Source organism: Gemmata sp., from assembly GCF_051859125.1.
In the GTDB taxonomy this organism is placed as follows: Bacteria; Planctomycetota; Planctomycetia; order Gemmatales; family Gemmataceae; genus Gemmata.
Genome location: NZ_JBHYGG010000052.1, coordinates 1 through 19,156, shown reverse-complemented (window position 1 = coordinate 19,156; position 19,156 = coordinate 1). Strand labels below are relative to the sequence as shown.

Here is a 19,156-nt window from a genome sequence, read left to right as displayed (position 1 = left end):
GAGGGGCAACGTGAACCCTCGCTCGGCGCTCGGGCTCGGATCCGACCACCACGGTTCCGGTTCAATCGGATCTGGTATCACGCCCCCCGCTCGCCCGGACCCGGCAGGGCGCCGCCGGGTCGGTCTCACACCGCGGCCATGACCAGCGCGCCGTTCTGCCCGCCGAACCCGAAGCTCGTCGAGAGCCCGTACCGGACCTTCCCCTCGCGGGCCGTGTTCGGGATGTAGTCCAGGTCGCACGCCGGGTCCGGGTTCGTCAGGTTGATCGTCGGCGGGTACACCTGGGTGTGCAGGCTCAGCGCCAGCGCCGCCGCCTCGATGGCCCCGCTCGCCCCGATCGAGTGCCCGATCATCGACTTGATCGACGACAACTGCACCGTCTTCGCCCGGTCGCCGAACACCCGCTTCACCGCCGCCGTCTCCATCGCGTCGTTCAGCTTCGTGCTGGTGCCGTGCGCGTTGATGTACCCGATGTCGCGGTGGTCCACGTGCGCTTCCGTGAGGGCGCTCTGGATCGCCCGCGCGCCGCCCCGACCGTCCGGGTCCGGCTTGGTCACCGAGTACGCGTCGAACGTGCTGCCCCAGCCGAGCACCTCGGCGTAGATCGTCGCGTTGCGGGCCCTCGCGCGCTCGTACTCCTCGAGCACGAGGACCGCCGCCCCCTCGCTGATGACGAACCCGTCGCGGAGCCGGTCGAACGGCCGGGACCGGGCCTCGGGGGCCAGGTTCGTCTGCTTGCTCAGCGTGCCCAGCGCGGTGTACGCGAGGAGCATGAGCGGGTCGATGCGGCTGTCGGCCCCGCCCGCGAGCATCACGTCGGCGTCCCCGCGGGACACGAGCCGGTACGCCTCGCCCACGGCCTGGGTGCCGGCGACGCACGCGGTCACCACGGTGTTGTTCGGCCCCTGGCAGTTGTACGCCATCGAGATGTGCGCCGCGGCCATGTTCGGCAGGTACTTCAGGAGCCACAGCGGGAACAGCGGGGAGTCGGCCCGGCCCGGGTCGGCGAGCCGGCTCGGGTCGAACTCGCCGGTCTCCTGGCACGCGCGGGCCAGCATCGGCGCGAGTTCGCCGAGGTCCATCGGGATGAGCCCGGCCCCCATGACGACGCCGAGCCGCTCCGGGTCCATGTTGTCCGGGGTGAGCCCGCTGTCGGCCACGGCCAGCCCGGCGGCCCCGACCCCGAACCGCGCGGCCCGGCCCATCACCTTGACCGACTTGCGGAACCGGGCCGGGAGGTACGGCTCCGGGTCGAAGTCGTGGACCTCGCCGGCGATCTTGATGGGGTGGTTCGACGGGTCGAACGAGCGGATCGGCCCGACGCCGCTGTGGCCGTCGACGCACCCGTTCCAGAACGCCTCCCGGCCCACGCCGTTCGGTGCCACGACCCCGATCCCGGATATGACGACACGGCGCATGACACGACCCCGCACGCCCCGACCGCACGACGAATCGTGCGGATCGAACTCGCAATCCGTCGCGCCCTCGGTCCCGACCCTGATCCGAACACGCGGGCCGGGGGAGGGGGTGGGAACCGGTTGTCGGCGGGCGCGGACGGGAACTTGACCCACACTTCCCAACTCCCCCATCTTCTGTGAGTTTAGGCCGCGCACGTCTCTCATGCAATCCTCCAGGCGTAAACGGCCCAGTCCGCCCACCCGGCCCCGCACTCGGGCGCGGCAAAGGCGGAATAAACGGACCAGCGGTCCCGACCCAACTTGCCACGTTCCCAACTTCTGGACATCGACGCACACGTCGGGCCATCTTGCGTGGCTCGCCGGGCTTCACGCACTACCCCGTCACCCGCAGGGTCGCAATGGCGGCCCCGCTCGCGCGACCGGCAGAGTCGCGCGCCGCGGGCGGGGCGCCCGCGGCCGGGGCCGGGCGATTGCGGAGCGGATTGTTGTGCCGCGGGCCGCGGCGGGGGTAGGATGGAGCGACACCTGGGAACGGAAGGGCGCACCATGGGGCGGTTGATTGCTGCGGTCGGGGCGTGTGGCCTGGGCATCGCGTTCGCGGCCGCGTCCGGGGCCGCGCCGCCGCCGCCGCCGACCCCCGCGGGCCTCGCCGAGCAACTCGGGTCGGAGCAGTTCGCCGAGCGCGAGGCCGCGTCGGCCGCCCTGGAGCGGCTCGGGGCCGCCGCGATCCCGGCGCTGCGGGCCGCGGCCAACGGGAGCAGCCCGGAGGCCCGGGACCGCGCCCAGGCGCTCCTCACCCGGCTGACGCGGCTGTCCGAGAGCCGGGCCCGCCTCGCGGCCCGCCGCGTCGCGCTCGAGTACCGCGACGTGCCCCTCGGCTCGGCGCTCAACGACCTGAGGACCCGTACCGGGCTGAACGTGACGCTCGACCCGCTGCGGGTCGAGAACCCGCTCCGCAAGGTCACGTGCGTGACGGGCGAACTCCCCGTGTGGGAGGCGCTCGAGGCGTTCTGCGCCGCCGCCGGGGTCCGCGAGGCGTTCCGGACCGACGTCGACGTTCCGAAGCCGTCCTCGATGCGCCGCGGGTTCGTGCCCCCGCCGGCGGCCCCGGGCGCCGAGGCGGTGCCCGTCGTCCTGATCGACGGCGCGCCGGACCGACTCGCCGGCACCCGGTCGGGCGCGGTGCGGGTGCTCGTTCTGCCGGCGGCGTTCCCGGGCCACCGGGTCACGCTCGGCACCGGCGACCTGACGCTGGCCCTCGACGTGACGCCCGTCCCGGGCCTGGGCTGGCAGGAGGTCGTCGGCGTGAAGGTCCACAAGGTGATCGACTCGGAGGGCCGGGCCGGCGGGGCCGGGACCGAGAAGAACCCGACGCCGACGCACGACCCGACCGGCACGGTCGTGTTCGCCCGCCCCGGCGTGGCGCTGCGGTTCGACGCCAACGGGAACTCGATCCCGCCCGAGTCGCTCCCCAACGCGCGGGTCGTGACCGTGCCGCTGAGGCTGGGCACCCCGTCGGCCCGGTCGCTGAAGCGGCTGGAGGGGTCGGTGTTCGCGGAGGTCCAGGTGCCGAACCAGCAGTTGATCGTGGTCGAGCACCCGGAGAAGCGGCTGAATGCGGCGTTCGAGGGGCCGGGCGAGGTGCGGTTCACGGTGCTGGAGGTCAGGGCCGCGCCGGGGCCGGGCGGCCTGGGCACGGTGAGGGTGCAACTGGAGCACCCGTCGGACTTCGGGCTCACCGCCCGCAAGCGGGGGTTCAACAACTTCGGGTGGCCGGAGGCCCCGCGGCCCGGGGGCCAGGGGAACCGGGTGGAGGCCTACGACGCCGCGGGCCAGCCGCTCCCGGCGGCGAGCAGCGCCTCGACGAGCTTCAGCAACGACGGCACGTTCCTGACGCACACGTACACGATGACGTTCCGCCCGGGCCAAGGGCTCCCGGCGAAGCTGGCGGTCGTGGGGCCGAAGCTGGTGACGGTCGAGGTGCCGTTCGCGCTCGACGACGTGCCGCTGCCGTGACCGGGCGAAGAGGAGTGATCCGAAGAGGAGTGATCCGCAGATTACGCAGATGGACGCGGATTTGAAGACAGAGAACCGAAGCTGGTGCCGCCAGTATTCGACTGATCGCTGACTTCTGTCCTCTGGTTTTTGTCGCTTTGTTGAAATCCTCTTGGGGCATGCCCGCAGTGGTTGGCGGGCCGCCACGGAGGGCGGCCCCTACAAACCAAGCCTCTGGTAGGGGCCGTCCTCCGTGGCGGCCCGCGTGAGGCGGACGATTTCACCACATCAGTTTCTTGTCTCTAAAATCTGTGTCTTCTGTGTAATCTGTGGATCGCTCTCTGCTCTGCTGTCACTACTGCTCTTCTGTCTTCGAATCTGCGTCCATCTGCGTAATCTGCGGATCAACACTCTTCATTCTCTACGCCGGGAGCGCCTTCCCCTTAGCGGCGAGGATGCGGCCGAGGTTGTCGGCCGAGAGCCGCGGGTCGTCGGTCAGCAGCGCGCCGAGTTCGGTCAGCACGAACCCCTCCAGGTCGTCGCCGGTCCACCCGTCGGCCACGAGCCTCCCGCCGATCTGCTCCAGCGCCTTGTCGCGGAGCTTGTCGGTCCGGCGGGTGAGGGTGCCCTCGTTCAGCCCGAACAGCTTCGCCGCGTCCCGCTGGCTCATCCGGTACCGCCACCGCAGCCCGAGCAGCAGCCGCTCCTCGTCGTCGATGGCGTTGAGCCACTCGCGGGCCGCCTGCACGAAGGCGTCGTGCCACCGCGGGGCCGTGTCGGCGGTCGAGCGCGCCGGGTCCATCGGGATCGCGTAGTCGTCGTCCGGCAGCGCCGTCACGCCGGAGTTCTGGCGGAGCTTCGACAGGTGCCAGTTCTGGAACACGCGGATGAGCCACGGGGCGAGCGGGCGGTGCCCGTCGTACCGGGCCAGCACCGGCAGCGCGTCGTCCGACTCGGGGGCGATCAGGTTGCTCCAGAACTCGGTGACGGCCGTGTCCTGGCGCTCCTCGTCCCGCGGGTACAGGCGGACCGCCCTGGCCCGCAGCGCGTCAACCAGGAGGCAGTCGCTGCGGCCCGTGCGGGCGCCGAACAGCAGCTCCCACGCGGCGTTCTGCCCCTCGAGGCACCCGACGCACACGGCCCAGTCGACCGCGTACAGCCCTTCGAGGAACGCGGCGAACGGGACCGGCTCGGGGCTCTTCGGCAGCAGGATGCGGTACGACCGTTCGAGGTGCGCGAGGAACTTCGCCTCGGGGACGCGGACCGCCGGCACCTGGAGCCGGACGAAGTGGTACAGGAGCGCCGCGCGGCCGCGGTCCGCGGTTGTGAGTGCCGGCACGGTTGGAGGAGTCGTCACGAATGCCGTCCCGGGTCGAGAGCGTGTTGCCAGCGCGGCCGCATTCATATCACACCACCCGGGGCGAAGACTCTTACTCTCCGACGCCAGGAGTTTCGCGTTTCGAGTTGAAGGTTTCGAGTTCGGTTCCGGTCCGGGTGCGCTCCGGCGGAAACCGCAACTCTGAACTCGAACCTCGAAACTCCTCCGTTCCGGTAATGCGATTCGGGCTCCGTTGACAGGACACGGATTCCGCGCGGCCGCGGGCCAGATTATTCTACGGTTCCCCGCGCGGCCGCCAAAACCGGCCCCCTGCCCCGGGACGCACGCCATGACCTACCACGCGCGACACTACGCCACCGGCCGGCCGGTCGCGATCTCCGTTGAGGGCGGCCGAATCGCTGCGGTCGCCGAGTCGCACGAGAACCCGACGCGGTGGGTCGCGCCGGCGTTCTGCGACCCGCAGATCAACGGGTGCCTCGGGATCAGCTTCAACTCGCCCGCGCTCACCGCCGACGAGGTCCGCGCGGTCATCGCGACGTGCTTGAAGCACGGCATCGGCGCGTTCCTCCCGACCCTGGTAACCACCAGCGACGCCGCGTTCACGCACGGGTTCTCGACGCTCGCGCGCGCCGTCGACGCGGACCCGGAACTCGCGCGGCGGCTCCCGGGGTTCCACCTCGAAGGGCCGTACATCTCGAGCGAGGACGGCGCGCGCGGCGCGCACCCGCTCGAACACGCCCGCGACCCGAACTGGGACGAGTTCCGCCGCTGGCAGGACGCGGCCGGCGGGCGGATTCGGATGGTCACGCTCGCGCCGGAACGGGCCGGCGCGCTGGCGTTCATCGAGAAGCTCGCGGCGAGCGGCGTCGTCGTCGCCATCGGCCACACCGCCGCGACCGGCCAGCAGATTCGCAACGCCGTTTCCGCCGGCGCGCGAACGAGCACCCACCTCGGCAACGGCGCGCACGCGGTGCTCCCGCGGCACGACAACTACGTCTGGGAGCAACTCGCCAACGACGGGCTGTGGGCGAGCATCATCACCGACGGGCACCACCTGCCGCCGGCGGTCGTGAAGTGCGTCGTGCGCTCGAAGGGGGTGGCCCGCACCCTGGTGACGTGCGACGCCGGGAGCCTCGCGGGGAGCCCGCCGGGCCGGTACACGGCTTGGGGCGCGGACCTGGAGGTGCTCCCGAGCGGGAAGATCGTGGTGGCGGGCACGCCGTTCCTGGCCGGCAGCGGGCGGTTCACCGACGCGTGCATCGGCCCGCTCGTTCGCGCCGCGGGGGTGACCCTCGGCGACGCGATCGACATGGCGACCGCCCGCCCGCGGCAACTGCTCGGCCTGCCGGTCCACACGCTCGACCCGGGCCAGCCGGCCGACCTGGTGTTCTTCGACTACGAGCCCGGCGGCGACCTGCGGGTGACGGGGACGGTGTAGTGCGGTTTCACGACGTGTGTCGCGGGTTGGCGGGCCGCCACCGAGGGCGGCCCCTACCTGGCAGAAAGCGCTTGGTTTGTCGGGGCCGGCCTCCGCGGCTGCGGGGCTCAAGATGCCGCCCTCAGCGCGGCGCCTTCGCGGCCGGGGGGCGCTTGACTGTGATGGTGACGTCGTTCTTCCCCGCGACGATCTCCTGCGTCAGCGGCGTCTTCACCGGGTCGCCGTACACCTCGTCCACGGTCGGCGGGTTCCCGTACCCGGTGTCCTTGCCCACGACGACCACCTTGTAGTCGCCCGCCGGCGCGCCCTGGCCGTCGCCGAACTTCAGTGCGAACGTGCCGTCGCCCGCGATCGCGCCGGAGGCGTTCACCCCCTTGGTCTTGCTGTTGAACGTGACCGACCCGCCCTGGACCGGGCTGCCGTCGTCGTACACCACCTTCCCGGTGACGGGCTCCAGGCTGTTGCCGCAGCCGGCGATTGGGAGCGTGAGCGCGCAGGCGGCGAGCAGCGCGAGCCGGCGCGGGGAGGGTGTGAACCGTGTCATGGTGTGCCTTGCTTGTGTGTGTGGCGGGCGAAGTGGGGCGTAAGCGAGCAGCCGCCCGCGGCCGGTGCCGGGGCGGCTGCTCGCTCGGTGCGTCGGGACCTCGGCGGGCCGTTACGGGAGCGGGTTGTCGGCGCGCCCGTCGCGGCGGTCGGCGGCGAGGAGCGTCGCCTCCGTGCTGGTACTGTTGTTCACGCTCCGCACGCTGCCGTCGCCCAACACGAACTGGCACACGCCGGTGTGCCAACTGCCGAGCTTCGTCTGGTAGCGCGTTGCCGGGTCGTCGTCTTTCGGCCCCGTCCCCAGGGTAGCCTTCGCGTTCCGGACCACCATCCACGTCTTGTAATCGCTGACGTGCCAGTAGCCCCAGGTGCCCTCGCCCACGTTGGCGACCTTGCCGAGGCCGCTCGCGGGGACGTGCTTTTCGCCCAGCAGCGTGGTGTTCGAGAGCCCGTCGGTGACGCTGGCGAACGAGGTGCGGCTCTTGCGGCCGGTGTTCCCGGCGGTCGGCAGCGGGTCGGTCGGGTAGATCAGCATGCCCCAGTGCTCGGCCGAGCTCGCCTCGAACCGGTCGGCGTCCTGCGACCCCTCCCGGTTCCCGGTCGCGACGTAGTCCGTCGCCGGCCCGAGGGTGGTCATGGCGTTCCCGCTGCCGCGGATGCTCGGGCAGAGGAACGTGTTCACGACCGATTCGTTCGCCAGGAGCTGGGTGTTGTTGGTGCCGGACGTCATCTCCGCTGCGAGGTTGAACTTGTTGTACAGGTTGCCCTGCTCGATATAGGGCAGGATCAGAACGAAGTGCGTCGCGTACTTGTCGCCCATGACCGCCGGGGGCAACTGCTGGATCGAGTCGTGGTACCCGTGGTACGCGATGCCGAGTTGCTTGAGGTTGTTCGCGCACTTCATGCGGGCCGCGGCCTCGCGCACCTTCTGCACCGCGGGCAGTAACAGCCCGATCAGAATCGCGATGATGGCAATGACCACCAAGAGTTCAATCAGTGTGAACCCGGCCCGCGACCGGAGAATCTTGCGGAGAGGCATGATTACCTCAAAGAGGAGAAATAGGTGAGAACAATTACGATCGGTGCTGGCACCGAAATAACCAGCCGATCCTCATTCATATTATTCGTGCAAAGGGGTGGGAGTACCCTAACAGATTAAACATTTCTACCAGTTCTTATTAAATTCAAATTACTAACACTTCTCCAAGTGATGCAGCCGGGTGTCGGTCGCGCTCCCCGGAGCGCCGGCGGATACGATAACCCGTGCGGCCCGGCGGTGGGCCGGTTCCCAACTCCGGACCCGTGCCATGCGATACGCCCCGCTCCTGATCGCCCTCGTTGTCGTTGTGCCCGCGGTCGTCACGGCCGCCGCGCCGCCGGACGCGTGGCCCGCGTTCCGCGGCACCGGCGACAGCGTCTCCGAAGCAAAAGAGCTGCCGCTCGCGTGGTCCGCGACCGAGAACGTCGCGTGGACCGCCGAGCTTCCGGGGTTCGGGCAGTCGAGCCCGGTCGTGTGGAAGGACAAGGTGTTCGTCACCAGCGTCGAGGGCGAGTTCAAGGACACCCTGCACGTCCTCTGCTTCGACCTCGCGACCGGCAAGCAGGTGTGGAAGAAGACGTTCGCCGGCGCGATCAAGGTGAAGACCTCGGAGTACGTCAGCAAGGGCGCGCCGACGCCGGTTGCGACCGCGGACCGCGTGGTCGCCCTGTTCGAGAGCGGCGACTTGATCGCCCTCGACCACGACGGCAAGGAACTCTGGACCCGCTCGCTGGTGAAGGACTTCGGCCCGTTCGTCGGGCCGCACGGGCTCGGCACGTCGCCGGTGCTCGCGGGCGACGCGGTGCTCGTGCTGGTCGCGCAGGCGAAGTCGCCGTACCTCCTCGCGGTCGAGGCCGCCACGGGCAAGGACCGGTGGCGCACCGAGGACGCCTTCGGCTCGTCGTGGTCGTCGCCGGCGGTCGTGAAGGCCGGCGACGCGCTCACGGCACTGGTGACGTCCAGCGGGCTCGCGGCCGGGTTCGACGTGAAGACCGGCAAGCGGCTCTGGGAGGTCGACGGGCTCAAGGGGAACACGGTCGCCTCGCCCACCGTGTTCGGCGACATGGCGCTGATGGGGGCGAGCGACAAGGCCTCGCAGATGGTCGTGCGGCTCGACCCCGAGGCGGGCGCCGACAAGCGGGTCGCGTGGCGGTCGAGCGGCGCGACGAGTTCGTTCGGCTCGCCGCTCGTCTACAAGGGCCTCGCGTACACCGTGAGCCGCGAGGGGGTCGCCGCGTGCGTCGACGCGAAGACCGGAAAGGATCACTGGGACGTGCGGCTGCCGGCGTCGTGCTGGGCGTCGCCGGTCGGCGGGGCGGGCCGCGTGTACTTCTTCACCCGCGACGGCGTGTGCGTCGTCGCGAAGGCCGGCACCGAGTTCGAGGAACTCGCCCGGAACAAGCTGCCGATCACGGGGAAGGTGTACGGCGTCGCCGCGGTCGAGGGCGCGTTCGTCGTCCGCACCGACAGCGCGCTGGCCCGCATCGGGAAGTGACCCAGATCACGGCGCGGCCCGCGGGGCCGGCCACACCTTGGCGTACCCGTTGCGGCACCCGGTGATCACCCGCTCGCCGGCCGGGTCGAACGCGACCGACAGCACCGCCTCGGGGTGCCGGAGTGGCGGCCCGAGCGGGTGGCCGGTCCGCGCGTCCCAGAACCGGGCGGTGCCGTCCGAACTCGCGGTCGCCAGCACCCCGGCCGACGGCCCGGTCCCGAACGCCAGCGCGTTCACCCGGTCGGCGTGCAGCGGGGACCGCTCGACGGGCCGGTCCCCGGGCAGCGGCCACACGCGGACCCCCTGCCCCGCCCCGGCGGTCGCCGCCCACCGCCCGCCGGGGTCGACGGCCACCGCCGTCGCCCCCGGGTGCCGGAACGCCGTGCCGGTCTCCTTCCCACTCATCACGTCCCGGAACGCCACCCGCTCGCTCCCGGCGACGCCGAGCAGCACGCTCGTGCCGTCGGGGTGCGGGGCGGCGCACGTCACCCCGGCGACCGGCCACGCCGCGCGCCGCCCCGCCCCCTTCTCGCCGTCCAGCGCCCACAGACCGAACTCCCCGGCGGCCCCCTCGGAGATCGTGAAGAACGTCGTCGCGGTCAGGAACCCGGTCCGCGAAACGCCGGCCGCGGGCACCCGCTTGAACGCCACCTTCGGGCCGGTCAGGTCGCACACCGAGAACGTCGGCCGGCCGGCGACCGCGACGAGCGCGACCTTGCCGTCGGGGCTCACCGACGCGGCGTCGATCAGGAGCGTCTCGTTGTCGTTGGGCACGATCGCGGACCGCGGCGCGTTGTCGGGCGGCCAGAACAGGAGCCGCCGCGGGGTGGCGGTCCACTCGCCCCGCCGCCGGGGGTCGAACCCGGCCCGCACCGCTTGGTCCGGGTTCGAGCCGATGCGGATCACGACCCCGGGGCCGACCGGCCGCGGCTCGGCCGGCCGCTCCGCGAGTTCGGCCAGCAGCGGGAGCCGCCACAGCGCCGACGTGCCGCTCTCGCTGCCGACCAGCAGCGCGTTCGGGGTCTTTGCGGGGAAGCACAGCGCCGCGACCGGCTCCGCGAAGTTCAGCTGCGCGCGGAAGTCGCCGGACTGCACGTCCCAGCACCGCACGGTGCCCCCGCGGTCGGCGCTGGCGCACGCGCGGCCGTCGGGGCCGAACGCCAGCGCCGTGACCCGGTCCGGGTGCCCGTGGGTCCACAGCGGCCGGTCCCGCTCGTGGATCGTCCACAGGCTCACGGCCGTCGCGCCGCCGGCCAGGAAGTGCTGCCGGTCCGGGCTCACGAGGAGCCGGAACACGGCCCCGCCCAGGTCGAACTGGTGGTACGGGGTGCGGCCGTCGATCTTGCCGTCCACGATCGGGTCGCCCACGCGCCCGGTCGCCGGCACCGGCAACCCGTGGAGGATGACCCCCTCGGTCTCGCCCGCGGTCAGGAGCATGTTGCCCATGTCACCGAAGTCGATCGCGGAGACCGCACCGGGCGGGGCGGGGGCGGGGGCGGCCGGCCCGCTCGGGAACCGCTGCAACTTCTTGGGGCCGCGAAAGTGGTGCGGGAACACCGGCGTGTCGCCCGGCCCGATCAGCAACGCGCGGCGGTCCGCGTCCCACAGGCGGAACGTGCCGTCCTCGTGCCCGGCCGCGACCAGTCGGCCCGACCCGTCGCGGCCCGGCGCGGTCGCCCCCGCGGCCCGGACCGGCGACGCCCCGTCGAACGCGAGGTCCTGGCGGACGCGCTCCCCGGTCTGCGGCTCCCACTCGACCACGTGGCCCGACTCGTAGACGGCGGTCACGCGGCCCCCGGGGGCCGGGAACAGGCCGACGACGCCGGGCCGCTCCGGGTCCGGGGCCGCGAGTTCGTGGGCCGGCCTCCCGCCGGGCACCGGACCCTCGACCGGCCAGACGCGGACCGGCCCGCCGCGGCGGCTCGCGGTGACGAGCACCCGGCCGTCGTCGACGAACAGTGCGGCGGTCACGGGGCGGGCCGGGTCGGGCGGGTCGAACCGCCGGACCTCGCGGGGGCGGTGGTCCTCCCAGGCGGCGACGTTCCGGCGAACCACCGCGGCGAGTTCCGCGTCCCCGGCCCGCTCGCTCAGGACCGCGACGCGGGCGAACTCGTCGAGGCCGGCGGCGACGCTCCCGGCCTCGCACAGCGACACGGCCCGCTCGAACGCGGTCAGCGCCGCGCCGCGCTCGGCGAGGTTCTTGGCGAGGACCGCGTCGCGCTCGTTGTCCTGGGCGGTCCGCCGGGCCGCCTCCTCGCCCCGGCGGGCCGCGGCCTCCTCGCGCCGGGCCTCGTTGACCCACACGAGCGCGCCGAGCGTGGTGGCCGCGATGGCCGCCAGCGCGGCGGCCGGGACCGGGTTGCGGCGGGTGAGCCGGACGGCCCGCTCCCACGACCGGGCCGGGCGGGCGACGATGGTGCGGCCGTCGAGGTGCGCCCGCAGGTCGGCCGCCAGCGCGTCCGCGGTCGGGTACCGGTTCGCCGGGCTCTTCTCCAGGCACTTCAGGCAGATCGTGTCGAGGTCGCGCGGCACGTTCGGCGCGACGGCCCGGGGGGCGCGGGGCAGCGCGTGGACGACCATCTGGAGCGTGCCGACCGCGGTCTCGCCCTCGAACGGCGGCCGCCCGGTGAGTAGCTCGTAGAGGATGGTGCCGAGGCCGTACACGTCGGTCGCGGTGCCGACCTCGCGGGTCTTACCGGCGGCCTGTTCCGGGGCCATGTAGCTCGGCGTGCCCAGCACCTCGCCGGTCGCGGTGACGTGCGACTGGCCGACGCGGGCGATGCCGAAGTCCGCGACCAGCGGGAAGCACGCGGGGTGCGTGGTGCGGGGGGCGGAACTTGAAGCCCCGCGGCCCGGCGGGTCGGGGGCCTTCGGCTCCGAACCCCGCGTTCCGTGTTCCGCACTGAGCAGGATGTTGCTCGGCTTCAGGTCGCGGTGGATGATGCCCTTGGCGTGGGCCGCGGCGACCCCGTCGGCCGTCGCGGCGACCAGCTCCGCGGCCTCGGTCGGGGTGAACCGGCGGCCGGACGCGAGCCGCTCGGCGAGGTTCCCGCCGTCCACGTACTCCATCGCGAGGTACGGGCGGCCGGCGTGCTCGCCGAACTCGTACACCTGGACGACGTGCGGGTGCCGGAGCTGCGCGACCGCCTCCGCCTCGATGAGGAACCGGGTCCGCACGCCCGGGTCGGCGAGCCCGCCCTCGGTGAGCACCTTGAGCGCGACCGTGCGGTTCAGGCGGCGGTGCCGGGCCTTGAAGACGACCCCCATGCCGCCGCGGCCGAGTTCGCCCTCGACGTCGTACCCGGGCACGTCCGGGGGCGGAACGGGGGCGTCGTCGCGCCACGCGCCGGTGGCCCCCAGCCCCGGGACCGGCGACCGCGCCTGGACCCGGGCGAGGAACGTGCTCGCGAGCGGATCGACCCACCCGGGCTTCGCCCGCGGCAGCGGCCCGGCGGTGAGCTGTTCGAGGGACTCCTGGCACGCGGCGCAGTGGTCGACGTGGCCCTCGACCGCGGCCTGTTCGGGGCCGGGCAGCGCCGCGTCGAGGAGCCGCCGCAACTGGTCCGCCGTCGGGCACTCGGTCATCGCGGCCCCACCACCCGTTGCTGGAAATTCGAACCACGAAACTCGAAGCGCTCGCGGAGTGGTGAAGGTGGTGCCCCTCACCCGCGACTCGCGGACTCGTCGCGACCTCTCCCCGTCGGAACAGGGCGAGGTGGGGCTCGCCGGTGTCGCGCCGCGCTCGTCCGCCCGCACCGCTGAGGAGAGGCGCAGGGGCAACACCTCGCCCCCCGTTTGGGGGGAGAGGTCGCCGCGCTTCGCGGCGGGTGAGGGGGAACCACGCCGGGACATCGCCGGGCACGCGAGCCGCGCCGGAGCAAGGTTCACGCCGGCCCCCTCACCCGCGACTCGCAGAGCCTCGTCGCGACCTCTCCCCCGAGACCGGGGGCGAGGTGGGGCTCGCCGGTCCCACTCCACGGTGGCAGGTCGGAGCCTGGGGCCGCGGGCGTCCCGCCCGCTGCTTGGGAACGCGAAGAGCGGCAGGCTCCGGCCGGTCTGCGTCGAGCGCGGCCCTTCACCCCGCGGCCTCTTCGAGGTCGAGCGACCGGACCTCGTCCTGGAGCATCCTCTGGACCCGGCCCTTGGCGACGTAGACCGCGGCGACCTTCATCCCGAGTTGCGCCGCCGCCTCGGCCCCGGAGAGGCCGTCGATCGCGGTCAGCGAGAAGGCGTCCCAGGTCCTCGGGTCGACCCGGAGCCGGACCTGGGCGGCCGCGGTGTCGAGCAGCTCGCGGTCGAACTCGGCTTCGAGCCGCACGACCAGGTCGTCGCGGGCCTCGACCGATTCGAGGGCGGTCCGCACGCCGGTGTCGCCGCTCCCGAGGACCGCGCGGCGCCGGGCGTCGAGCCAGTCGCTCCACGCGGCGCGGGCGACGGTCTTGAGCCACCCGCGGAAGCTCCGCCCGGGGTCGTACCGGAACGTGCGCATCTGCTTCGACACCCGCAGGAGCACGTCCTGGGCGACGTCCTCGGCGTCGGCGGCCTGGAGGTTCCAGTGCCGGCACCACCCGAGCACCTGCGGGCCGTACCGGCGGAGGAACTCCTCCCACGCGGCCGCGTCCGCGCTCGCGCCGCCGAGGCGCGCGAGCAGGGTGACGCTGGTGCGTGCGGCGGGCGTGTCCATCGGTCCTGGGCGCTCCACGGGGTTCCCGCCATTGTCCGCGGCCCCCGCCGGCGCGTCAACCGACCGTGCGGCCCGCCGTAAGCGACGCGGCCCCCGGGCGTGCCGGGGGCCGTGCTGCCGAAGCTCCGGGCTTCGCTTCTATTCTCGTGGGGCAGGCATTCTTGCCTGCCGCCAATCGCCTCACGAGGCAGGCAAGAATGCCTGCCCCACCGAACTCACCACCTCACTTCGCTTCGGCGCTCGGGGCCGACTTCAGCCCCGCGGTGTTCACGGCGGTGACGCGGTAGGTGTGCGGCTTGCCGGCCTGGGCGGTCGCGTCGGTGTACTTCAGCGGGACCAGCGGCTGCGACGGCGTGTCGCTGTACTGGAGCCCCTGGAACACCGGGCGGCCGAACGGGTTCTTCCCCGGGTCCGGGACCGTCGCCAGCACCTTCCCGTCGCGCTCGATCACGAACGCCGCCAGCCCGCTCTCCAGGTCGGCCTCGGCGGCCCACGTCAGCACGTTCCCCTTCACCGCCAGGTTGGTCGGGGCCGGGGGCGGCGACGCGTCGGCGACCTTCGTGTCCTTGACGTACTGCGCCCACGCCTTCGCGACCGCCTCGTTCGGGAGCCACGCGGCCTTGAGCGGCTCGCCGGCGAACTTCGCGGCCGGGAGCGGGTCGCCGCCGAGGACCGGGGCGAGCCACGCGGCGTCGGCCGGCACGGTCCGCAGCGGGTCGCCGGGTGCCTTCGGGAGCCGGGCCGTCAGGCAGGCGTCGAGCCACGGGACCGCGAGGTACCGCTGGTTTCCGCAGTCGTGGCTCGACAGCGGGTCCACCGCGACGCCGACGAGCCCGCCCTTGCCGCGGACCTCGTTAAAGAACGCCTCGTTCGCCGGCCACACGCCCGAGAACCGGTCCCCCTTGACGGTGACCCCCTCCTTGGTGCCGAGGTTGCACATGAGCGGCACCGCCAGCGCCGCGTCGGGCAGCGCGTGCGCCTTGATCCCGGTGCGGCCCGGCTCGGCCTTCAGCAGCGGCACGCCGGACCGGAGCCACGCGGCCGCGACCCGGTCCGGGTGGAGCAGCACCATCCCGCCGGCCCAGTGCCCGCCGCCGCTGTGGCCCCACAGCACCCACGGCACCTGCGCCAGTTCCGGGTGCCCGGACTTCGCGCCGAGGTCGGCGAGGCCCTTGCGGAACGCCGCGTCGGAGCCGTTCCGCGGGTCGCACCACTTCTGGCAGTCGGCCTTCTCGGGCTGCTCGTAGGCGGGGGACAGCAGCGCGCAGTCGTGCTTCCGGGCGAGCGCCTGCCAGTGCAGGTCGTACGCGCCGGTGAGGCCCGACTTACACGACCCCTCGCCGCACCCGTGCTGGTGGACGATCACCCCGCGGAGGGTCTTCACGTTCGGCGGCACCCAGACCGTGTAGTTCACCGCGAAGGGGAGTTCGTCGGGCTTGTCCGACGCCTCGTAGCGGACGCGGAAGTACGGCGCGTCGGCGGCCGGGAACGTGTCGTAGGGCGGCTTCTGCGCGCGTGCGTCGGGCAGCAGAGCAAGGGCGCACGCGAGAAGGGCGAGGGGGCGGAGCAGCGGAGTCACGGTCGCGGTCCTCGGGGGAGGTGGCGGGCGGGGCGGGTCATACGGATTCCGGGTGAAGCGTACCCGTGGTGTGTTCCTGCCCTCTTCCCTTGCGGGAGAGGGTGCCGCGAGTCCGCGAGCGGCGGGTGAGGGGTGGCGCCTGCTGAGTCCGGGAGGCTCGACCCCTCACCCGGCCGCGAAGCGCGGCCACCCTCTCCCGCAAGGGGAGAGGGACAGAGAAGAAGGCACCACGGGTACCGATCACCCGCGTCTGGTGTTAGCGGCTGGGGGTGCGTTCCTCGATGAACTCGAACGTCTTGTCGTCGCCGACTAGAACCGTGCCGGCCATGCGGACGAACAGGCCGGTCCCGGCGACCCCGGGGACCGCGTGGAGGGCCGCGTCGAGGGCGGCCGGGTCGGCGATCGGGCCGGTGCCGCAGTCGAGGATGCGGTTGCCATTGTCGGTGACCCCGGGCTGCCCGCCGCTCCGCCAGAGGACGGGCGACAGCCCCAGCGCCACGAGCTTCCGGTCGCACAGCGGCACCGCGAACGGCACCACTTCGACCGGGAGCTTCCCGCGGGTGCCGAGCTTCGGGACGAGCTTCTCCTGGCCGACGAGGATCACGAGCCGCCGCGACGCCGCGGCGACGACCTTCTCGCGGAGCAGCGCCCGGCCGTACCCCTTGATGAGGTCGAGGTTCGGGTCCACCTCGTCGGCCCCGTCCACGGTGACGGCGAGTTCGCCGGCCCCGGCGAGTTCGGCGAGCGGCACCCCGCACTCGACGGCGAGGCGGGCGGTCTCGTCGGACGTGGGCACCCCGCGGACGCGGATCGCCCCGGCCCGGACCCGCTCGCCGAGGAGCCGCACGAACGCCCACGCGGCGCGGCCCGACCCGAGGCCGATCACCTCCCCGTCGGGGACGAAGTCCAGCGCCCGCTCGTAGATCGTCATCGGCGAACCTTCTGCCAGGGGAGTGGTGCGTGCCCCGCGGACCCGCGGGACCGACGTGCTGCCACTTTCAGCCCGCACCCGGGCGAAGTCAACTGGTTTCCCGGCGCGGGTGGCGTCCCTGCGGATTCGGGCGGGCGGGGGACGTGAGTCCCCCGGTGGGGTGAGGATCGCGGTTCTACCGGGGGACTCACGCCCCCCGCCCGCCACGCAAGGCGCCCAGATCCCCAGGTGCGCCCGGCCGGCCAGGGCACCTCAGAGGTTGAATCTGGAGTGAGAAGCACCCCCTCGCTTGCGCTCAGGGTTCGCCAAGAAGTCGCCCGGTTTCCAGGCGAACCCTGAGCGCAAGCGAGGGGGTGGTTGCACAACCCAAGCCACCCGATGTGAAACACCGCGTCGCCCTGCCCGGCCGGCGAACCCCCGTTGACCGGGCGGGCCGGGGCGGGTATTTCCCCGGCCCTGTGCCCGACCCCGGGCCGGCCCACGTGCAAGGAAGCACACCCGTATGCCGCGACCGCACCTCTCCGCCCCGGCGGCGGCTCTCGTCGTTTTCTTCGCCGCACAGGCGCCCGCGAGCGCCCAGGACGTGAAGTGGCGGCACGACTACGCCGCGGCCCGCCGCGAGGCCGCCGAGACCGGCAAGCCGCTGCTCCTCGACTTCGGCACCGAGGCGTGCGTGTGGTGCCGCAAGCTCGACGGCACCACGTTCCGCGACCCGAAGGTGGTGCGGGTGCTCAACGACCGGTTCGTCCCGGTGAAGATCGACGCGAACAAGTACGAGAAGCTCACCAGCATGCTCGGGATCGACGGGTTCCCGACGCTGGTGCTGGCGACGCCCGACGGGAAGGTCGCGGGCCGGCACGCGGGGTACGCCGACGTGCCCCAGCTCACGGCGCTGCTCGGCAAGGCCCCGGCCCCGAACCCGCCGGCCCCCGCGGTCGTCACCGCGTCGGCCACGACGCCGGCGGTGCCGGTCCCGGTCCCGGTGGTGCCCGCGATCCCGCCCCCGGCCCCCGTGCGGCCGGCCCCGCCGATGGTCGCCGAGGAGTCGAGCGCCGACCGCCTGCTGCGGGCCCGGGAGCAGATCGACGCCGACCTCGCCGCGCTGCACCCGAAGATCGCCACCTCGCTGGAGAGGTGAGCCGAAGAGAAGAGAGTGATCCACAGATTACACAGAGGACACAGATTTCCGGACAGAAGACAGAGGACAGAGAGCAGAGCAGCAAACGGCCGGTGTCCGACTGATCTCTGACTTCTGTCCTCTGCTGTCTGAAAATCTGCGTCCTCTGCGTAATCTGTGGATAACTCTCTTCTCTGCATTCGCACCGCGAGCGACACCATGCGTTCCCTGCCCCTCGTCGCGGCACTCGTCGCCGCCGTCACCGTAACCGCAGTCGCGGCGGATGACCCCAAGCAAGCCAAGACCGAGAACGTCATCGTCGTGATGCTCGACGGCCTCAGGTGGCAGGACCTGTTCACCGGTGCCGACGAGGCGCTGCTCGACAAGGCCCGCGGCGGGGTCGCCGATGCCGCGGCCGTCAAGAAGCGGTTCTGGCGCGACACCCCCGAGGAGCGCCGCGCGGCGCTCATGCCGTTCTTCTGGGGCACCATCGCGAAAGAGGGGCAGGTCCACGGCAACAAGCTGAAGAAGAGCGTGGGCCGGGTCACCAACACCTACAACGTGTCGTACCCCGGGTACAGCGAGGTGCTGTGCGGGTTCGTGGACCCGGTCATCTACACCAACGCCAAGTTCCCCAACCGCAACGAGACCGTGCTGGAGTGGCTCCACAAGAAGCCCGAGTTCGAGGGGAAGGTCGCGGCGTTCACGTCGTGGGAGGTGTTCCCGTACATCATCAACGACAAGCGGAGCGGCGTCCCGGTGAACGGCGGGTACGCGCCGCTCAAGGGCGTGCCAGACTCGCCCGAGGTGCGGCTCCTCAACCAACTCACGGCCGAGACCCCGCTCGCCGGCGAGGAGACCCGGTACGACGCCTTCACGTTCCGCGCCGCGATGCTCTACTTGAAGGCGAAGAAGCCGCGGGTCGCGTTCATCAGCTTCGACGAGACCGACGCGCAGGGCCACGCCGGGCGGTACGACCGGCTGCTGCACGGCGCGCACAAGAACGACGCCTTCCTCAAGGAACTCTGGGAGACCGTGCAGTCGCTGCCCGAGTACAAGGGGAAGACGACGCTGATCGTGACCACCGACCACGGCCGCGGCGACGCGCCGGTCGAGTGGAAGAACCACGGTGCGAAGGTCGCCGGCGCGGAGTTCTTCTGGTTCGCGATCCTGGGGCCGGACACCCCCGCACTCGGCGAAATGACGGACACCGAGTTCACGCAGACGCAGGTGGCCGCGACCGCCGCCGCCGCACTGGGGTACGACTACGCCGCCGCAGTCCCCAAGGCCGGCAAGCCCATCGCCGGGGCGGTCAAGGCGGGGCCGTAGTGGCGAGCGACGCGGCGGCACACGGTCGTCCTCGTAGACGCTGGTCGGCCCGTGACGCGGAACGAGAAGCCGGCGGCAACACCTCTCCCCCGGTCCGGGGGGAGAGGTCGCGACGAGGCTCTGCGAGTCGTGGGTGAGGGGGCACTCCACCTGCACCGGCGGGCACGCCTCCCCGGTGACCGGCACGCGTGGCACCCCCTCACCCGCCGCTCGAAGACTCGCGGCGACCTCTCCCCCCGGACGGGGGGC

Annotated in this window: 13 protein-coding genes; 5 read left to right on the top strand and 8 right to left on the bottom strand. The window is 72.5% G+C overall.

Going from position 1 to position 19,156, the window contains the following annotated elements:
• Positions 1-125: 125 nt before the first annotated feature.
• On the bottom strand, positions 126-1,418 hold the full coding sequence (locus ACTIGN_RS06665; protein ID WP_439622064.1) for a beta-ketoacyl-[acyl-carrier-protein] synthase family protein: 1,293 nt from the start codon (positions 1,416-1,418) through the stop codon (positions 126-128).
• A gap of 546 nt (positions 1,419-1,964) precedes the next feature.
• Here ACTIGN_RS06665 and ACTIGN_RS06660 point away from each other — a divergent pair.
• Complete coding sequence (locus ACTIGN_RS06660) at positions 1,965-3,434, top strand: hypothetical protein (protein ID WP_439622062.1); 1,470 nt, start codon at positions 1,965-1,967, stop codon at positions 3,432-3,434.
• A gap of 400 nt (positions 3,435-3,834) precedes the next feature.
• On the opposite strand, the gene ACTIGN_RS06655 is transcribed toward ACTIGN_RS06660, so the two are convergent.
• Positions 3,835-4,752 (bottom strand): sigma-70 family RNA polymerase sigma factor, encoded by a 918-nt coding sequence (locus tag ACTIGN_RS06655; RefSeq protein WP_439622060.1) that lies wholly within the window; start codon positions 4,750-4,752, stop codon positions 3,835-3,837.
• Between the two features lie 328 nt (positions 4,753-5,080).
• On the opposite strand from ACTIGN_RS06655, the gene ACTIGN_RS06650 reads away from it, so the two are divergent.
• On the top strand, positions 5,081-6,190 hold the full coding sequence (locus ACTIGN_RS06650) for an N-acetylglucosamine-6-phosphate deacetylase (RefSeq protein WP_439622056.1): 1,110 nt from the start codon (positions 5,081-5,083) through the stop codon (positions 6,188-6,190).
• A gap of 121 nt (positions 6,191-6,311) precedes the next feature.
• Here the strand turns inward: ACTIGN_RS06650 and ACTIGN_RS06645 are convergent, their stop codons facing one another.
• Together ACTIGN_RS06645 and ACTIGN_RS06640 are read right to left on the bottom strand one after the other, a co-directional pair.
• A complete protein-coding gene (locus ACTIGN_RS06645; protein WP_439622054.1) occupies positions 6,312-6,734 on the bottom strand; it encodes a hypothetical protein in 423 nt (140 codons plus the stop codon).
• 111 nt (positions 6,735-6,845) lie between these two features.
• Positions 6,846-7,772: a DUF1559 domain-containing protein gene (locus ACTIGN_RS06640; RefSeq protein WP_439622052.1), complete on the bottom strand. Its 927-nt coding sequence runs from the start codon at positions 7,770-7,772 to the stop codon at positions 6,846-6,848.
• 268 nt (positions 7,773-8,040) lie between these two features.
• On the opposite strand from ACTIGN_RS06640, the gene ACTIGN_RS06635 reads away from it, so the two are divergent.
• The gene (locus tag ACTIGN_RS06635) at positions 8,041-9,267 is read left to right on the top strand and encodes an outer membrane protein assembly factor BamB family protein (protein WP_439622050.1); all 1,227 of its coding nucleotides are present in this window, start codon (positions 8,041-8,043) and stop codon (positions 9,265-9,267) included.
• A 6-nt stretch (positions 9,268-9,273) separates the two neighbouring features.
• Here ACTIGN_RS06635 and ACTIGN_RS06630 read toward each other — a convergent pair whose 3' ends face one another.
• From ACTIGN_RS06630 to rpiA, 4 genes are all read right to left on the bottom strand, one after another.
• Positions 9,274-12,852: a protein kinase domain-containing protein gene (locus tag ACTIGN_RS06630; protein WP_439622048.1), complete on the bottom strand. Its 3,579-nt coding sequence runs from the start codon at positions 12,850-12,852 to the stop codon at positions 9,274-9,276.
• A 490-nt stretch (positions 12,853-13,342) separates the two neighbouring features.
• On the bottom strand, positions 13,343-13,951 hold the full coding sequence (locus ACTIGN_RS06625) for an RNA polymerase sigma factor (protein ID WP_439622046.1): 609 nt from the start codon (positions 13,949-13,951) through the stop codon (positions 13,343-13,345).
• A gap of 223 nt (positions 13,952-14,174) precedes the next feature.
• Positions 14,175-15,530 (bottom strand): hypothetical protein, encoded by a 1,356-nt coding sequence (locus ACTIGN_RS06620; protein WP_439622044.1) that lies wholly within the window; start codon positions 15,528-15,530, stop codon positions 14,175-14,177.
• 256 nt (positions 15,531-15,786) lie between these two features.
• Positions 15,787-16,461 (bottom strand): ribose-5-phosphate isomerase RpiA, encoded by a 675-nt coding sequence (gene rpiA, locus ACTIGN_RS06615; protein WP_439622042.1) that lies wholly within the window; start codon positions 16,459-16,461, stop codon positions 15,787-15,789.
• 502 nt (positions 16,462-16,963) lie between these two features.
• Here rpiA and ACTIGN_RS06610 point away from each other — a divergent pair.
• Positions 16,964-17,599: a thioredoxin family protein gene (locus ACTIGN_RS06610; RefSeq protein WP_439622040.1), complete on the top strand. Its 636-nt coding sequence runs from the start codon at positions 16,964-16,966 to the stop codon at positions 17,597-17,599.
• Positions 17,600-17,797: 198 nt separating this feature from the next.
• Positions 17,798-18,907 carry an alkaline phosphatase family protein gene (locus ACTIGN_RS06605; protein ID WP_439622038.1) on the top strand — a complete coding sequence of 370 codons (1,110 nt, stop codon included), beginning with the start codon at positions 17,798-17,800 and terminating at the stop codon, positions 18,905-18,907.
• Positions 18,908-19,156 lie beyond the last annotated feature (249 nt).

What these genes read in the sequence shown, in the direction of transcription:
- ACTIGN_RS06640 (WP_439622052.1), bottom strand. Translation starts at nt 7,772, where the DNA reads ATGCCTCTCCGCAAGATTCTCCGGTCGCGGGCCGGGTTCACACTGATT.
- ACTIGN_RS06650 (WP_439622056.1), top strand. Translation starts at nt 5,081, where the DNA reads ATGACCTACCACGCGCGACACTACGCCACCGGCCGGCCGGTCGCGATC.
- ACTIGN_RS06665 (WP_439622064.1), bottom strand. Translation starts at nt 1,418, where the DNA reads ATGCGCCGTGTCGTCATATCCGGGATCGGGGTCGTGGCACCGAACGGC.
- ACTIGN_RS06610 (WP_439622040.1), top strand. Translation starts at nt 16,964, where the DNA reads ATGCCGCGACCGCACCTCTCCGCCCCGGCGGCGGCTCTCGTCGTTTTC.
- ACTIGN_RS06645 (WP_439622054.1), bottom strand. Translation starts at nt 6,734, where the DNA reads ATGACACGGTTCACACCCTCCCCGCGCCGGCTCGCGCTGCTCGCCGCC.
- ACTIGN_RS06635 (WP_439622050.1), top strand. Translation starts at nt 8,041, where the DNA reads ATGCGATACGCCCCGCTCCTGATCGCCCTCGTTGTCGTTGTGCCCGCG.
- ACTIGN_RS06605 (WP_439622038.1), top strand. Translation starts at nt 17,798, where the DNA reads ATGCGTTCCCTGCCCCTCGTCGCGGCACTCGTCGCCGCCGTCACCGTA.
- ACTIGN_RS06630 (WP_439622048.1), bottom strand. Translation starts at nt 12,852, where the DNA reads ATGACCGAGTGCCCGACGGCGGACCAGTTGCGGCGGCTCCTCGACGCG.
- ACTIGN_RS06625 (WP_439622046.1), bottom strand. Translation starts at nt 13,951, where the DNA reads ATGGACACGCCCGCCGCACGCACCAGCGTCACCCTGCTCGCGCGCCTC.
- rpiA (WP_439622042.1), bottom strand. Translation starts at nt 16,461, where the DNA reads ATGACGATCTACGAGCGGGCGCTGGACTTCGTCCCCGACGGGGAGGTG.
- ACTIGN_RS06660 (WP_439622062.1), top strand. Translation starts at nt 1,965, where the DNA reads ATGGGGCGGTTGATTGCTGCGGTCGGGGCGTGTGGCCTGGGCATCGCG.